This is a genomic window from Streptomyces sp. HB132 (assembly GCF_016909575.1).
Lineage (GTDB): Bacteria > Actinomycetota > Actinomycetes > Streptomycetales > Streptomycetaceae > Streptomyces.
On the sequence record NZ_JAFBGA010000002.1, the window covers coordinates 661,065 to 674,983 of the forward strand.

Below are 13,919 nucleotides of genomic sequence, written 5' to 3' on the forward strand. Positions count from 1 at the left end.
CCGGGAGCCGTGACTCGGCACGGTCACGGTCAGGGGGCCGGGCTGCGCCGCCCGCAGCGATGTGGCGGTCTTCACACCGCCGCTGCCGGGGCCTCCGGGGCCAGGACGAGGGATTCGGGCGGGCGTCATCCGTTCGCCGGCGCGGAGGGCGCGGCGGGTGCGGCGGGTGCGGCGGGCGCGGCGGGCGCGGAGGGTGCGGCGCTCTGCCGCGCGGGCAGCGGGACAGCGGCGGTCAGATGGAACCGCCCGTCGCCGACCGGCCCCGCCTCCAGCGAACCGCCGACCGCGGCCAGCCGTTCCCGGAGCCCGTGGAGCCCTGAGCCGCCGCCGGTGGTCCCGGCCCTGTCCGGCGTCACGCCGTCGTTCTCCACCACAAGCCGGATCCCGTCCCGCACCGTCTCCAGCCGGATGTCACACCGCCGGGGATCGCCGTGCCGCAGCACGTTGGTTGCTGCCTCGCGCACCGCCCAGCCGAGCGCCGACTGCACCTGGGCGGGCAGCAGCCCGCCGTCGCCGTGGACCGCACACTCGATTCCGGCCGCCCGCAAGACCCCCTGGGCCCCCAGCAGTTCCGTACGGAGGTCGGCTTCCCGGTATCCCCGTACGACGTCCCGGACCTCCTGCTGGGAGGTGCGGGCGATGCGCTGCACCTCGACCATCTGGTCCATGGCCGAGGGCTTCCCGCGTTGTGCCAGCTCGACAGCGAGTTCGCTCTTCAGCGCGATCACCGCCAGATTCCGGCCCAGGACGTCGTGCATGTCCCGTCCGAACCGCAGTCGCTCCTCGGCGACCGCCAACCGGGTTTTCACGTCCTGGGCTTCGCGGAGTTGCGACATCACGCCGAGAGTCCAGGCGGACAGCCGGGCGGTCACGGCGAGCAGTCCGACGCCGAAGCCCACTCCGAGGAAGGTCTGGAGCGCGAATGGCCCGCCTCCGCCGGCCAGCGAAGTACCGCCGCTCACACCCACCGACAGACATGCCAGGGCCACGGCGGACACCCACATGGGCGCGATCAGGACGAGCGAGGTCGTGAACGGCAGGGCCGCGGCGGACAGGGCCACCGGCAGCTCGGGAAACTCCTCGGGTCCGGTGTACGCACCGAGTCCGAGGAGGCCCGCGGTGTTCGCGAGCATCAGAACTGCCCCGAGCGCGGGCAACGGCCGGTCGACGGTTCCCTGCCCCAGGTAGGCCGCCATGGACCGGGCCACCAGAGGGGTCGAAACGAATCCCTGGGCGATCGCCACCATGACCGTTCCGGATATCAGCGCGAAAGGCGCGCCGGACTCGCGCACGGGCCCGGTGACCGAGAGCAGCGCCTGGGGCACGATCGACATCCAGACCAGGGAGTGCAGGGTGCCGCGCGTGTAAAGATCGATCTTGTCGAAGCCGTTGCGGCCCTTCCAGCGCCGCACCTGCGCCCCTATCCACACAGCACGCATCCCCCTCGGCCCCGTCGGGGCGCAGCCACTCGGATCCCGTCGGAACCACCGCTGCCCAGCAAACACCGGGAGATTCGTCCGGGCCAACATCACCGGCCCCGCACCAGTCGCCTCACGGGCAGGCCGTGCCGGCTCCGTCGGCCTCCGAGCGGCCCGAGGAGTCAGCCGGGAGACGCGGAGAGAGCCGGGAGACGCGGAGGGGGAGAGATCCGGATCACACTGCCCCGATGCCGTCACCACCGCCCCGATGGCGCCTGGACGGCCGTTCCGGTTTCTTCGACGCCCATGAAGCGCGCCATGCGCCGATAACCGGAAACGCCAAAGGCCCCGGTCGATATCGACCAGGGCCTTTGAATCAAGAGCGGACGACCAGGTTCGAACTGGCGACCTCAACCTTGGCAAGGTTGCGCTCTACCAACTGAGCTACGTCCGCATTGCTGCCACTCGGCTTTCACCGGTGGAGCGCTCACCACTCTACCTGATCCACTGAGTGATCCGGTAAGGCAGTGCAGAGCGGGTGACAGGAATTGCACACTGCGCCTTCCCCCTGGAAGGGGGATGTTCTACTACTGAACTACACCCGCACGCTGCGTGGGACTCGGCTTTTCGGCCTTGCCCTTCGGCGTGCTCCAGACTCTAGCCGACCTGCAGGGGTGTTGTGCAAGTCGGCTCCCCGGGGTGTCCCGCGGGGGGGCAGGCCGGCGCCGGCCCGGAATGGAACATTCCGGGCGCTGCCCTCAACTGGCCGCGTCGAACGCCTCGTAGACCTTCTTGGGGATCCGGCCGCGGGCCGGCACCTCCATGCGGTGCGAGCGGGCCCAGGCGCGCACGGCCGCGGGGTCCGGGGCGAGCGAAGTGTGGTGGTACGACACCGGAGCCCTGCCTCGCTTGCCGGTTTTTGTCTGCTTTCGGCCCGCCGCCACGTACGGAGCCAGCGCCTTACGCAGTTTCTTTGCATTGGCGGGATTCAGGTCGATCTCGTACGACTTACCGTCCAGGGAGAAGGTGACCGTTTCCGCCGCTTCTCCCCCGTCGATGTCGTCGGAGAGCGTGACCACTACGCGCTGAGCCACGGATATCGGTCCTTTCCTGCGGCACCGGCGCGGCTGACATGCACGGATGCCGGCCTTCCGGCGGCTGGGCGGATGCGGATCGACTGCTGTCGACTGTTCCGGGGCAACCATGCTTTCCCGGGTATTCATTTGTACAGCGGTGAGGGCCGCATTGTGAAGCCCGGGCAATTGCATCCGCGTGTTGCCTCCGCGTGTCCTCGTGCAATCCGGGTGAAGATTCTTTCTTCCCAGGACTTTTCACCGGCGTTCTTGCCTCCGATATCTGGCCGTGATCAGGCCGCGTTGATATCTACCCGCGTAGAATTTCTGGACGGGTACGCTGAGTGGACCCGCGGGGATCTGGGGAACCCCTCGGAGACACAGCCGCACCACACCACCGGGAGTGCCAGTGGCACGCGTCGTAGTCGACGTCATGCTCAAGCCGGAGATCCTCGACCCGCAGGGACAGGCTGTGCAGCGCGCACTGCCCCGTCTCGGCTTCGACGGAATCGCGGACGTTCGTCAGGGAAAGCGTTTCGAACTCGAGGTCGAGGGGCCGGTCGACGACGCCGCCCTCGCCCGTATCAACGAGCTGGCCGAAACCTTCCTCGCCAACACCGTCATCGAGGACTTCACCGTCAAGGTGGAGGAGGAGAAGTGACCACCCGTATCGGCGTCGTCACTTTTCCCGGCACGCTCGACGACCAGGACAGCCTCCGGGCCGTGCGGATCGCCGGCGCCGAACCCGTATCCCTCTGGCACCGCGACAAGGACCTCCACCAGGTCGACGCGGTCATCCTGGCGGGCGGATTCAGTTACGGCGACTATCTGCGCGCCGGTGCCATCTCGCGTTTCTCGCCGGTGATGGAGACCGTCATCGAGCAGGCGAAGGGCGGCATGCCGGTCCTCGGCATCTGCAACGGATTCCAGATCCTGACCGAGGCGCACCTGTTGCCCGGCGCGATGCTGCGCAACAACCACCTCCACTTCATCTGCCGCGACCAGAAGCTGCGGGTGGAGAACGCGGAGACCGCCTGGACCTCGGACTACACCGCGGGCCAGGAGATCTCCGTACCGCTGAAGAACGTGGACGGCCGGTACACCGCCGACGAGCGCACGCTCGACGCGCTGGAGGCCGAGGGCCGCGTCGCCTTCCGCTACGCCGACGTCAACCCGAACGGTTCGCTGCGCGACATCGCGGGCATCACCAACGCCGCGGGCAACATCGTCGGTCTGATGCCGCACCCGGAGCACGCCGTCGAGCCGCTGATCGGCACCGGTCGCACCGACGGCCTGGGTTTTTTCACCTCGATCATCAAGAAGCTGGTCAACGCATGAGCCTGGACACGGTCAAGCACGCGGCCGAAACCCCGGACGCCGGACAGCCCTGGAAGGAACTCGGCCTCAAGGAGGACGAGTACACCCGGATCCGCGAGATCCTGGGCCGCCGCCCCACCGGCGCCGAGCTCGCCATGTACTCCGTGATGTGGTCCGAGCACTGCTCCTACAAGAGCAGCAAGGTCCACCTCAAGCAGTTCGGCGAGAAGGTCCCCGAGAACGACGCGATGCTCGTCGGCATCGGCGAGAACGCCGGTGTGGTCGACGTCGGTCAGGGCTACGCGGTCACCTTCAAGGTCGAGTCGCACAACCACCCCTCGTACATCGAGCCCTACCAGGGCGCGGCCACCGGCGTCGGCGGCATCGTCCGCGACATCCTCGCCATGGGTGCCCGTCCGGTCGCGGTCGTGGACCCGCTGCGCTTCGGTGCGGCCGACCACCCCGACACCCGCCGGGTGCTGCCGGGCATCGTCGCGGGCATCGGCGGCTACGGAAACTGCCTCGGCCTGCCGAACATCGGCGGCGAGGTCGTCTTCGACGCCTGCTACCAGGGCAACCCGCTCGTCAACGCCGGGTGTATCGGCGTGATGAAGCACGAGGACATCCACCTGGCCCAGGCCTCCGGTCCCGGCAACAAGGTGATCCTCTACGGCGCCCGCACCGGCGGCGACGGCATCGGCGGCGTCTCCGTGCTGGCCTCGGAGACCTTCGACGACACCAAGCCCACCAAGCGCCCCGCCGTTCAGGTCGGCGACCCGTTCCAGGAGAAGCTCCTCATCGAGTGCACCCTGGAGATCTTCAAGGAGAAGCTCGTCGCGGGCATCCAGGACCTCGGCGGCGCCGGGCTCTCCTGCGCCACGAGCGAGCTGGCCTCCGCGGGCTCCGGCGGTATGCGCGTCGAGCTGGACACCGTCCCGCTGCGCGACTCCTCCCTCTCGCCCGAGGAGATCCTCATGAGCGAGTCGCAGGAGCGCATGTGCGCGATCGTCGAGCCGCAGCACGTGGACCGCTTCCTGGAGATCTGCGAGAAGTGGGACGTCATCGCCACCGTCATCGGTGAGGTGACGGAGGGGTCGCAGCTGGAGATCTTCTGGCACGGCGAGCAGATCGTGGACGTACCGCCCCGGTCCGTGGCCCACGAGGGCCCGACGTACAACCGGCCGTTCGCGCGGCCCTCCTGGCAGGACGCGCTGCAGGCCGACGACGCCGGCAAGCTGGCCCGTCCGGCGAACGGCGCGGAACTGCGCGAGCAGGTCCTCGCCCTGGTCGCCTCCCCGAACCAGGCCTCCAAGTCCTGGATCACCGACCAGTACGACCGTTTCGTGCAGGGCAACACCGTGCTGGCGATGCCCGAGGACGCCGGCATGATCCGGATCGACGAGAAGTCGAACCTGGGTGTGGCCATGGCGACGGACGGCAACGGCCGCTACGCGAAGCTCGACCCCTACACGGGCGCACAGCTCGCGCTGGCGGAGTCGTACCGAAACGTCGCCGCGTCCGGTGCCAAGCCGCTCGCCATCTCGGACTGCCTGAACTTCGGTTCGCCCGAGGACCCGGACGTCATGTGGCAGTTCGCCGAGGCCACCCGTGGCCTGGCCGACGGCTGCCTGGAGCTGGGCACCCCGGTCACGGGCGGCAACGTGTCGCTGTACAACCAGACCGGTGAGACGGCGATCCACCCGACGCCGGTCGTGGCCGTCCTCGGTGTGATCGACGACGTGAACCGGCGTACGCCGGTCGCCTTCGCCGAAGAGGGGCAGCTGCTCTACCTGCTGGGTGACACGAACGAGGAGTTCGGTGGCTCGGCCTGGTCCGAGGTCGTCCACCAGCACCTCGGCGGCCTGCCGCCGAAGGTCGACCTGGGCCGCGAGAAGCTGCTCGGTGAGATCCTGATCTCGGCCTCCCGCGACGGCATGGTCGACGCGGCGCACGACCTCTCCGACGGCGGCCTGATCCAGGCGGTCACCGAGTCCTGCCTGCGCGGCGGGAAGGGTGCCCGGCTGGTCGTGCCGGACGGTCTGGACGCCTTCACCTTCCTGTTCTCGGAGTCGGCGGGGCGTGCGGTCGTCTCGATTCCGCGCAGCGAGGAGCTCCGCTTCACCGACATGTGCGGTGCACGGGGTCTGCCCGTGGCCCGGATCGGTGTCGTGGACGGCGACGAGATCGAGATCCAGGGCGAGTTCAGCATCCCGCTGAGCGAGTTGCGGACGGCGCACGAGGGGACCCTCAAGGGTCTGTTCGCCTAGGTTCTGCCTGTACCGCCGAAGCCCCCGTCCGGGTCGACCGGACGGGGGCTTCGGCGTTCCCCTTGATGGAAATTACGTAACTACGTAAGGTTGTGGCTATGGGGCTCGAGGAACGCGTCGCCGAGCTGGAACGTCGGCTGGCGGTGCTGGAGCGGGCTGCGGACAGTGCGTCGCCCGCTCTCGGCGACGGTGACTTCTGGGCGCTGGACGGGCTGAAGGACCAGCTCGAACAGGTCGGGGACGCCGCGGCCGACGGCGGGGTGCTGTTCACCGGCGCGGTGAAGCTGCCGGCCGGTGAGCGGCACGAGTGGCAGTACGGCGCGCTCACCGCGGGGCTCCTGGGTTCCGACGAGGACCGCCCGGACTGGGCGGAAGCCGCCGAGCCCCTGGCCGCACTCGGCCACCCCGTCCGGCTGCGACTGCTGCGCGAGATCCTCGGCGGCCGGCGTACGGCGGCCGAGCTGGCCGAGCTGGACGAGACGGGCACGACCGGTCAGATCTACCACCACCTGCGCATGCTGACCGGCGCGGGCTGGCTGCACACGACGGGCCGCGGGCGCTACGAGGTGCCCGGCACCCGGGTCGTGCCGCTGCTGGTGGTCCTCACGGCCGCCCGGCCGTGAGACCCGCACGCCGAGACCGAGGGGGACCCCATGTCCGTACGCAAAGCAGCGATGCTCCTCTACCGCTGCTGCTGGCTCGCGTTCGTGGCACTGGTGCTGGTCGACGTCCTCGCCGAGCCGCTGGTCCCGTTCTGGCTGGTCTTCGTACCCGCGGCGGCCGCGATCCTCATCGGCATGCTGGTGGGCCGCCGCAGTCCTGAGGGCCGGGCGAAGGGCCGACCGGCCCTCGAGGTGGGGCCGCCGGTGACCGGGCGCTGGACCGCGCTCAACAGCCCGGCCGACAAGGTGCCCAGTCACGGCACCCACGGCTACGGGCAGACGTACGCGATCGACGTCGTCGCCGAGCCCGCAGAAGGAGACCGCCCACCCTTCCGGTGGCTGTGGCCGGTCGCCCGGCCCAACCGTGACTTCCCGGCCTTCGACGCCCCGCTGATCGCGGTGGCGGACGGGACCGTGGTGCACGCGAGCGACACTCAGCGCGACCACCTCAGCCGTACCTCCGGTCCGGCGCTGGCGTATCTGATGCTGGTCGAGGCATTCGTGCGCGACATGGCCGGCGCCCGCAGGATCGTCGGCAACCACATCGTGCTCGACCTCGGCGACGGGACGTACGCCGCGTACGCACATGTACGGCGCGGCTCCCTCCAGGTGGGAACGGGGGACACGGTCCTGGAGGGGCAGGTGCTCGCCCGCTGCGGGAACTCCGGCAACTCCACCGAGCCGCACGTGCACTTCCAGCTGATGGACCACCCGGACTTCGACGTGGCGCGCGGTGTCCCCTTCACCTGGCGGGGCGTCGGCGTACCGGCCAACGGTGAGGCGTTCACGGCCGAGGGGACTGCCGGTACCGGCTGATAGCTTGACGATCGTCGAACGTGGGACCGTACGGGGGGCGACGGTGGACGAGCGCGGCAATGTGCGACGGAACGGTGGCGACCGGGGATGGCCCGACCACGGGCCCTGGGGCAACGCCTGCAACATGCTGCTGTGCGTGCTGGCCGTCGCCGGTATCGGGCTCAGCGGCTGGGCCTTCGCCATGGAGTTCATCGAGCTCCGTGACCGGGGGGAGAGCCGCGAGCGCATCACGGCTGGGTGCGGCGGCCTGATCGATCCGGACCCGGTCCTGGGGCTCAACGGCGGTACCGACCGGGTCGAGCTCTCCGACCGGTACGAGACCGACCTCGGCGAGCTGTCCAGCGGCTGTCTCGTCCACCGCGTCGGCGATCCGGGCACGGCCTACGGGCACTTCTCGATGGCCGTGGTCCGGTACTCGTCCGAGCCGGGTGCCGAGGAGATCGTGCACGACTGGACCGAGATCGACGAATGGGAGGACGAGCCGTTCCGCCGCCCGTACGGCAACGAGGAGCCCGCACCCGGCCCCGTCGTGAACCACGCCCTCCCGCACCCGCTGGGCGACGGCGGACTCGGCGAGTACGACGAGTACAAGGTGACGGCGCGCGCGGTCTGCGCGAAGGGCGGCGAGGTCTCCTCCATAGAGGCTTCCGCCGTCGCCCAGTACGGCGAGCGCGTCACGGCCGAGGACCGACGCGCGCTCGCCGGCCTGGCCCGCCAGGCGGCGGACCGCGCTGCCGGACGGACGGGGTGCCGGGCCGACCTGCCGCGGCTTCCGGCCACGCTCCCCGAGCCCGGGAAGGAGCTCGGCGCCGTGGCGACCACGGGTGGCACCTGTGCCTGGTACCGGCGCTTCCTCGCCACCCAGGAGCGTGGCCGGCTCCCGGACCTGGCGCTGTCCGCTCCGGCGGGAAGGGCGAGCGACCGCGATGCCTGTGTGCTGGCGGTCGGGGAGAGCGAGACCCGCAGGATCTACCCCGGCTTCGTGAAGTCCTCGGGCTACCCCCAGACGCTCGAGGACGTGCTGAAGTACCTCCCCTGGTGGGTGAAGACCGATACGTACGTCGGCGACGGCACGCGAGGGCTGCGGACCGGCCGCGTCGGTGATCAGACCGAGCTCACCCCGGGCACCGCGGGCACCGACTCCGCCGGGACCTGGTGGGCGTCCTCCGTCTGCGGGGGCCGGCCCGCCCTGCACGTGCTGTGGGCGGGCTACCCGTACGACCGCATAGCCGCCGACCGACTGGAGACGCTCTTCCGGGCGTACGTCGACGATGCGACCGGCCGTCGCGGCTGCACCGACGTCGTCGTCCCCGACGCGGCGGACTTCGAGCGGAGTTGAGCCGGTCCGGTCCGCGCGGGCGCTGTCGGACCCGCCGGTTAGTGTCGCCCCCATGCCACCGGCCAAGAAGCGCCCCCGCGCCTACGACTTCCCCCGGACCAGGACCGCGGTCCTGGCCCAGTTCGCCCACGTACAGGCCGCCGTCCGTGCCCTGACACCCGGGCAGCTCGCTCTGCCCGGCCTGGGGGAGTGGACCGTACGGGAACTCGCGGCGCACATGACGGCGGTGCCGGAGCGGGCCAGCCAGGAACTGGAACTGCCGGAGCCGCCCGGCCCCAAGCCCCAGCTCACCCTGCTGGAGTGGCCGTTCTCCACAGCGGCGGGGGCGAAGGGGATCGCGGACGACGCCAAGGCCCTGGCCGCGGCCCGACCCGACCTCGACGTGCTGTACGCGGAGACGGCGGCCCGGTTCGACGAGCTGGTGCCGGCCGACGCCGGGGACCGGCTGGTGACGACCCGGGCGGGGACGATGCGGCTGGGTGATTTCCTGGTCACCCGCACATTCGAACTCGTCGTCCACACCGACGACCTGCACCGGGCGACCGGTCTGGACATCCCGTACGACCGCCAGGCGCTGGCAGCCTGCACGCGCCTGCTGGCCGACGCTCTCGCGGACAAGGCGCCCGGCGGCTCCGTGGAGGTGCGAGTCCCGCCCTTCGCCGTCGTCCAGTGCATCGGCGGTCCCAAGCACACCCGGGGTACGCCGCCCAATGTCGTGGAGACCGACCCGCTCACCTGGATCCGGCTGGCCACCGGCCGTACGCCGTGGACGCAGGCGCTGGAATCGGCGCAGGTCAGCGCCAGCGGCGAGCGGGCCGACCTCGCCCCGCTGCTCCCGCTGACGGGCTGAGGGGAACCGGATCGACCGGTCGACCCGTCCCATGGCCATGTACAAACAACGTATGGCTGTCAGCGTCCTGGCCCTCTTCACCCTCGCCGCCTGCGGTACGGAGTCGGGCTCCGGATCAGGATCCGGAGACGGCAGCGGCACCGTGCGGACGGACGTGCCCCTCAGCGGCGTCCACTGGAGCGTGTCCTCCCTGACCGTCGGCGGGAAGAAGACGACCGCTCCCGCCGGCGCGCACGTCTCCATCGACTCCGCGGGGAAGGCCACGGGCAATCTGGGCTGCAACCGCTTCACCGCAGACGTCCGCCTCGACGGCGACAAGGTCACCGTCGGACAGAACACGTCCACCGGGATGGCGTGCGCGAAGGACGTCCAGGAGTTCGAGAACGCGATGGGCGAGGCATTCCGCGGCGAACTGAAGGCCGCCGTGGCGGGCCGGGGAGAGGAGAAGAATCTGACCCTGACCACCGCGCAGGGCGATTCCATCGCCCTCACCTCCGAGCCCCCGGCCCCGCTCACCGGCACCAGTTGGAAGGTCACCGGACTCGTGTCCGGCAAATCCGCCTCCTCCCTTCCCGCCGGCACGGAGAAGAAGGCTCATCTCACCTTCGCCGAGGACGGCTCGGTGGAGGGAAACCTCGGCTGCAACTCCTTCCACGGCAAGGCGGCGGTCTCGGGCTCGACGCTCACCTTCGAGCCGCTCGCCTCCACCCGGAAGATGTGCGCGGGCCCCGAGATGGAGCTGGAGCGCGCACTGCTCGGCGTGCTGGAGGGGAGGACCACGTACGAGATCGATCACCGCTCCCTGTCGATCGAGGCCGCCAACGGCAAGGCGCTCGACGCCACCGCCCCTGCGGCCAAGGGCTGACCCGCCCAAGCACGACCTCGCCGGGTCGGCCGGCCGCCGGGATCCGGAAGGCACCGTCGATGGCCCCCCGCGCCCCGGTCGGTCTCGTCCGCGATGCCCTTTTCCGTCCGCTGTGCCCCGGTCCGGTCGCGGGTCTTCCTCGGTGCCGGGACCGGGGCGGCGGTCTGCCCGAACCGCCCGTCGCGGACTCTCCGGAGGGCTCACGCGCCCCCGGGGCGGCGTCCTCCGGTGTGAGGCTCGCCACGGAACGGGCGCTCGGCCGACGCCTGCACCGGCGGCCGTAGTGGCTCACCGAGTGCCACGGGCGGAGCGATCCCGGCGATGCGCCGGACCGCCACCCGACCGGCCGGTAACCAGCGCCCATCCCTTGCGTCGGCCGCCTGAGGCGTCCCCCGGGGTAGGTCGAAGACATTGCCGGGGTGACGGTGAGTGACTGTCCGGTGCCGACCCGAACCCTCATGGGTGAGTGCCCCGTCGTCCCCTCGCCGGCGTCCGCGGTGTGGTCCCCAGATTCGGACCGGTGGTCGATCTCGCCTACACTCGGTGGCGTGCCTCGTGGTGATGGACGACTCAACCACGACCTGCTCCCCGGAGAAAAGGGCCCCCAGGACGCTTGCGGCGTCTTCGGTGTCTGGGCTCCGGGCGAAGAGGTCGCCAAGCTCACCTATTTCGGACTGTATGCCCTGCAGCACCGTGGACAGGAGTCCGCGGGCATCGCAGTGAGCAACGGGTCCCAGATCCTGGTCTTCAAGGACATGGGACTGGTCTCGCAGGTCTTCGACGAAACGTCTCTGGGATCCCTCCAGGGCCACATCGCGGTCGGTCATGCCCGCTACTCCACCACCGGTGCCTCGGTGTGGGAGAACGCGCAGCCGACGTTCCGTGCCACCGCGCACGGCTCGATCGCCCTGGGTCATAACGGCAACCTGGTCAACACGGCCCGGCTCGCGGAGATGGTCGCCGACCTTCCCCGCAAGGACGGCCGTGCCACCCAGGTCGCGGCGACGAACGACACCGACCTGGTGACCGCGCTGCTCGCCGGCCAGAGAGACGACGACGACAAGCCGCTCACCATCGAGGAGGCCGCCGCAAAGGTGCTTCCCGAGGTCAAGGGCGCCTTCTCGCTGGTCTTCATGGACGAGCACACCCTCTACGCCGCCCGTGACCCGCAGGGCATCCGCCCGCTGGTCCTCGGCCGGCTGGAGCGTGGCTGGGTGGTGGCCTCCGAGTCCGCCGCCCTCGACATCTGCGGTGCCAGCTTCGTCCGCGAGATCGAGCCGGGCGAGCTCGTCGCCATCGACGAGAACGGCCTGCGCACCTCGCGCTTCGCAGAAGCGAAGCCCAAGGGCTGTGTCTTCGAGTACGTCTACCTGGCCCGACCCGACACCGACATCGCGGGACGGAACGTCTACCTCTCCCGGGTCGAGATGGGCCGGAAGCTGGCGGCCGAGGCACCCGCCGAGGCGGATCTGGTCATAGCGACGCCGGAATCGGGAACCCCCGCGGCCATCGGCTACGCCGAGGCGAGCGGAATTCCGTTCGGGGCAGGCCTCGTCAAGAACGCCTACGTCGGCCGGACGTTCATCCAGCCTTCGCAGACCATCCGCCAGCTGGGTATCCGGCTCAAGCTCAACCCGCTCAAGGAAGTCATCAAGGGCAAGCGCCTGGTGGTCGTCGACGACTCGATCGTCCGCGGCAACACCCAGCGAGCCCTGGTGCGGATGCTCCGCGAGGCGGGTGCCGCCGAGATCCACATCCGGATCTCCTCCCCGCCCGTGAAGTGGCCGTGCTTCTTCGGCATCGACTTCGCGACGCGCGCCGAGCTGATCGCCAACGGCATGTCGGTCGACGAGATCGCCACCTCCATGGGTGCCGACTCGCTGTCCTACATCTCGATCGACTCGATGATCGAGGCCACCACGATCGACAAGCCGAACCTCTGCCGCGCCTGTTTCGACGGTGAATACCCGATGGAGCTGCCGGACCCGGAACTGCTCGGCAAGCAGCTGCTGGAGACCGAGCTGGCCGCCGGGCCCGCCGCGACCGCGGCGGCCGACGCGCTGCGTCGTCCGTGACCCGGACCGGCCCGCGCTCTCCCCTCCAGCCCCGCATTCCGACACGAAAGATCCCGGGCAATGTCTGAGACAACTGGTGCTTCCTACGCTGCGGCGGGCGTCGACATCGAAGCCGGTGACCGCGCCGTCGAGCTGATGAAGGAGTGGGTGAAGAAGACACAGCGCCCCGAGGTGGCGGGCCTCGGCGGCCTCGGCGGATTCGCCGGCCTCTTCGACGCCTCGGCGCTTCTGCGCTACGAGCGCCCGCTACTCGCCTCCGCCACCGACGGCGTCGGCACGAAGGTCGACCTGGCCCGGAAGATGGGCGTGTACGACACCATCGGTCACGACCTCGTCGGCATGGTCGTCGACGACCTGGTCGTCTGCGGTGCCGAGCCGCTGTTCATGACCGACTACATCTGTGTCGGCAAGGTGCATCCCGAGCGTGTCGCGGCCATCGTGAAGGGCATCGCCGAGGGCTGTGTCCTGGCCGGCTGCGCCTTGGTCGGCGGCGAGACGGCCGAGCACCCGGGGCTGCTGGGCCCGGACGACTTCGACGTCGCGGGTGCCGGTACGGGTGTGGTCGAGGCCGACCGACTGCTGGGCGCTGACCGTATCCGTAAGGGGGACGCCGTGATCGCGATGGCGTCGTCCGGACTTCACTCGAACGGGTACTCGCTCGTGCGCCACGTGGTCTTCGACCGGGCCGGCTGGACCCTGGACCGCCAGGTCGAGGAGTTCGGCAGGACGCTCGGCGAGGAGCTCCTGGAGCCGACCAGGATCTACTCCCTGGACTGCCTGGCGCTGACCCGTACGACCGAGGTGCACGCCTTCAGCCACGTCACCGGCGGTGGCCTGGCCAACAACCTGGCCCGGGTGATCCCGGACGCGCTGCACGCCACGGTCGACCGCTCCACCTGGGCGCCCGGTGCCGTCTTCGACCTGGTCGGCAAGGCCGGGCAGGTCGAGCGGCTGGAGCTCGAGAAGACGCTCAACATGGGTGTCGGCATGATCGCGGTCGTGCCTGCGGACTCGGTGGACGCCGCTCTGACCACGCTGGCCGACCGGGGCGTCGACTCCTGGGTCGCCGGCGAGATCACCGAGCGCGCCGATCACGCCACGGGTGCAGAGCTGACGGGCAGCTACGCGAGGTAGGACGTCGTCACCGTCGGTCCGGACCACCACCGGACCGACGGGCGGCTCCACCTCGCGGGCCGACCGCGAGCACGCTCGCTCCTTCCGCACCGGGACAGCACAG

Annotated in this window: 12 protein-coding genes and 2 tRNA genes; 10 read left to right on the forward strand and 4 right to left on the reverse strand. The window is 70.2% G+C overall.

Annotated features, from left to right (window positions below):
- Positions 1-125: 125 nt before the first annotated feature.
- From JOC24_RS07260 to JOC24_RS07275, 4 genes are all read right to left on the reverse strand, one after another.
- Positions 126-1,439 (reverse strand): sensor histidine kinase, encoded by a 1,314-nt coding sequence (locus JOC24_RS07260; protein WP_239579809.1) that lies wholly within the window; start codon positions 1,437-1,439, stop codon positions 126-128.
- 360 nt (positions 1,440-1,799) lie between these two features.
- Positions 1,800-1,872: transfer RNA gene (locus JOC24_RS07265), tRNA-Gly, on the reverse strand.
- 79 nt (positions 1,873-1,951) lie between these two features.
- Positions 1,952-2,023: transfer RNA gene (locus tag JOC24_RS07270), tRNA-Gly, on the reverse strand.
- A 153-nt stretch (positions 2,024-2,176) separates the two neighbouring features.
- Positions 2,177-2,512 carry a histone-like nucleoid-structuring protein Lsr2 gene (locus JOC24_RS07275; protein WP_205019254.1) on the reverse strand — a complete coding sequence of 112 codons (336 nt, stop codon included), beginning with the start codon at positions 2,510-2,512 and terminating at the stop codon, positions 2,177-2,179.
- Positions 2,513-2,900: 388 nt separating this feature from the next.
- On the opposite strand from JOC24_RS07275, the gene purS reads away from it, so the two are divergent.
- The 10 genes from purS to purM all read left to right on the forward strand — a co-directional run bounded on the left by purS (position 2,901) and on the right by purM (position 13,816).
- Complete coding sequence (gene purS, locus JOC24_RS07280; RefSeq protein WP_031097355.1) at positions 2,901-3,152, forward strand: phosphoribosylformylglycinamidine synthase subunit PurS; 252 nt, start codon at positions 2,901-2,903, stop codon at positions 3,150-3,152.
- Positions 3,149-3,829: a phosphoribosylformylglycinamidine synthase subunit PurQ gene (gene purQ, locus JOC24_RS07285; RefSeq protein ID WP_205019255.1), complete on the forward strand. Its 681-nt coding sequence runs from the start codon at positions 3,149-3,151 to the stop codon at positions 3,827-3,829. The genes purS and purQ overlap by 4 nt, the downstream gene beginning before the upstream one ends.
- The gene (purL, locus tag JOC24_RS07290) at positions 3,826-6,075 is read left to right on the forward strand and encodes a phosphoribosylformylglycinamidine synthase subunit PurL (protein ID WP_205019256.1); all 2,250 of its coding nucleotides are present in this window, start codon (positions 3,826-3,828) and stop codon (positions 6,073-6,075) included. The genes purQ and purL overlap by 4 nt, the downstream gene beginning before the upstream one ends.
- Positions 6,076-6,173: 98 nt before the next feature.
- Positions 6,174-6,698, forward strand: coding sequence for an ArsR/SmtB family transcription factor (locus JOC24_RS07295; RefSeq protein WP_205019257.1), 525 nt, complete (start codon positions 6,174-6,176; stop codon positions 6,696-6,698).
- 30 nt (positions 6,699-6,728) lie between these two features.
- The gene (locus JOC24_RS07300; protein WP_205019258.1) at positions 6,729-7,553 is read left to right on the forward strand and encodes a M23 family metallopeptidase; all 825 of its coding nucleotides are present in this window, start codon (positions 6,729-6,731) and stop codon (positions 7,551-7,553) included.
- Positions 7,554-7,557: 4 nt separating this feature from the next.
- Positions 7,558-8,892, forward strand: a complete 1,335-nt coding sequence (locus JOC24_RS33085) for a hypothetical protein (protein ID WP_239579811.1) — start codon at positions 7,558-7,560, stop codon at positions 8,890-8,892.
- A 52-nt stretch (positions 8,893-8,944) separates the two neighbouring features.
- Positions 8,945-9,742: a maleylpyruvate isomerase family mycothiol-dependent enzyme gene (locus JOC24_RS07310; RefSeq protein ID WP_205019259.1), complete on the forward strand. Its 798-nt coding sequence runs from the start codon at positions 8,945-8,947 to the stop codon at positions 9,740-9,742.
- 31 nt (positions 9,743-9,773) lie between these two features.
- Positions 9,774-10,607, forward strand: coding sequence for an META domain-containing protein (locus JOC24_RS07315; RefSeq protein WP_205019260.1), 834 nt, complete (start codon positions 9,774-9,776; stop codon positions 10,605-10,607).
- A 548-nt stretch (positions 10,608-11,155) separates the two neighbouring features.
- Entirely contained in the window at positions 11,156-12,682 is a 1,527-nt protein-coding gene (purF, locus tag JOC24_RS07320; RefSeq protein ID WP_205019261.1) for an amidophosphoribosyltransferase, read from the forward strand.
- A 60-nt stretch (positions 12,683-12,742) separates the two neighbouring features.
- A complete protein-coding gene (gene purM, locus JOC24_RS07325) occupies positions 12,743-13,816 on the forward strand; it encodes a phosphoribosylformylglycinamidine cyclo-ligase (RefSeq protein WP_205019262.1) in 1,074 nt (357 codons plus the stop codon).
- Positions 13,817-13,919: the final 103 nt, after the last annotated feature.

Excerpts from the sequence above, each read along its gene's own strand:
- JOC24_RS07260 (WP_239579809.1), bottom strand. The coding sequence starts at position 1,439 with ATGCGTGCTGTGTGGATAGGGGCGCAGGTGCGGCGCTGGAAGGGCCGC.
- purL (WP_205019256.1), top strand. The coding sequence starts at position 3,826 with ATGAGCCTGGACACGGTCAAGCACGCGGCCGAAACCCCGGACGCCGGA.
- JOC24_RS07295 (WP_205019257.1), top strand. The coding sequence starts at position 6,174 with ATGGGGCTCGAGGAACGCGTCGCCGAGCTGGAACGTCGGCTGGCGGTG.
- JOC24_RS07300 (WP_205019258.1), top strand. The coding sequence starts at position 6,729 with ATGTCCGTACGCAAAGCAGCGATGCTCCTCTACCGCTGCTGCTGGCTC.
- JOC24_RS07310 (WP_205019259.1), top strand. The coding sequence starts at position 8,945 with ATGCCACCGGCCAAGAAGCGCCCCCGCGCCTACGACTTCCCCCGGACC.
- JOC24_RS07315 (WP_205019260.1), top strand. The coding sequence starts at position 9,774 with ATGGCCATGTACAAACAACGTATGGCTGTCAGCGTCCTGGCCCTCTTC.
- purM (WP_205019262.1), top strand. The coding sequence starts at position 12,743 with ATGTCTGAGACAACTGGTGCTTCCTACGCTGCGGCGGGCGTCGACATC.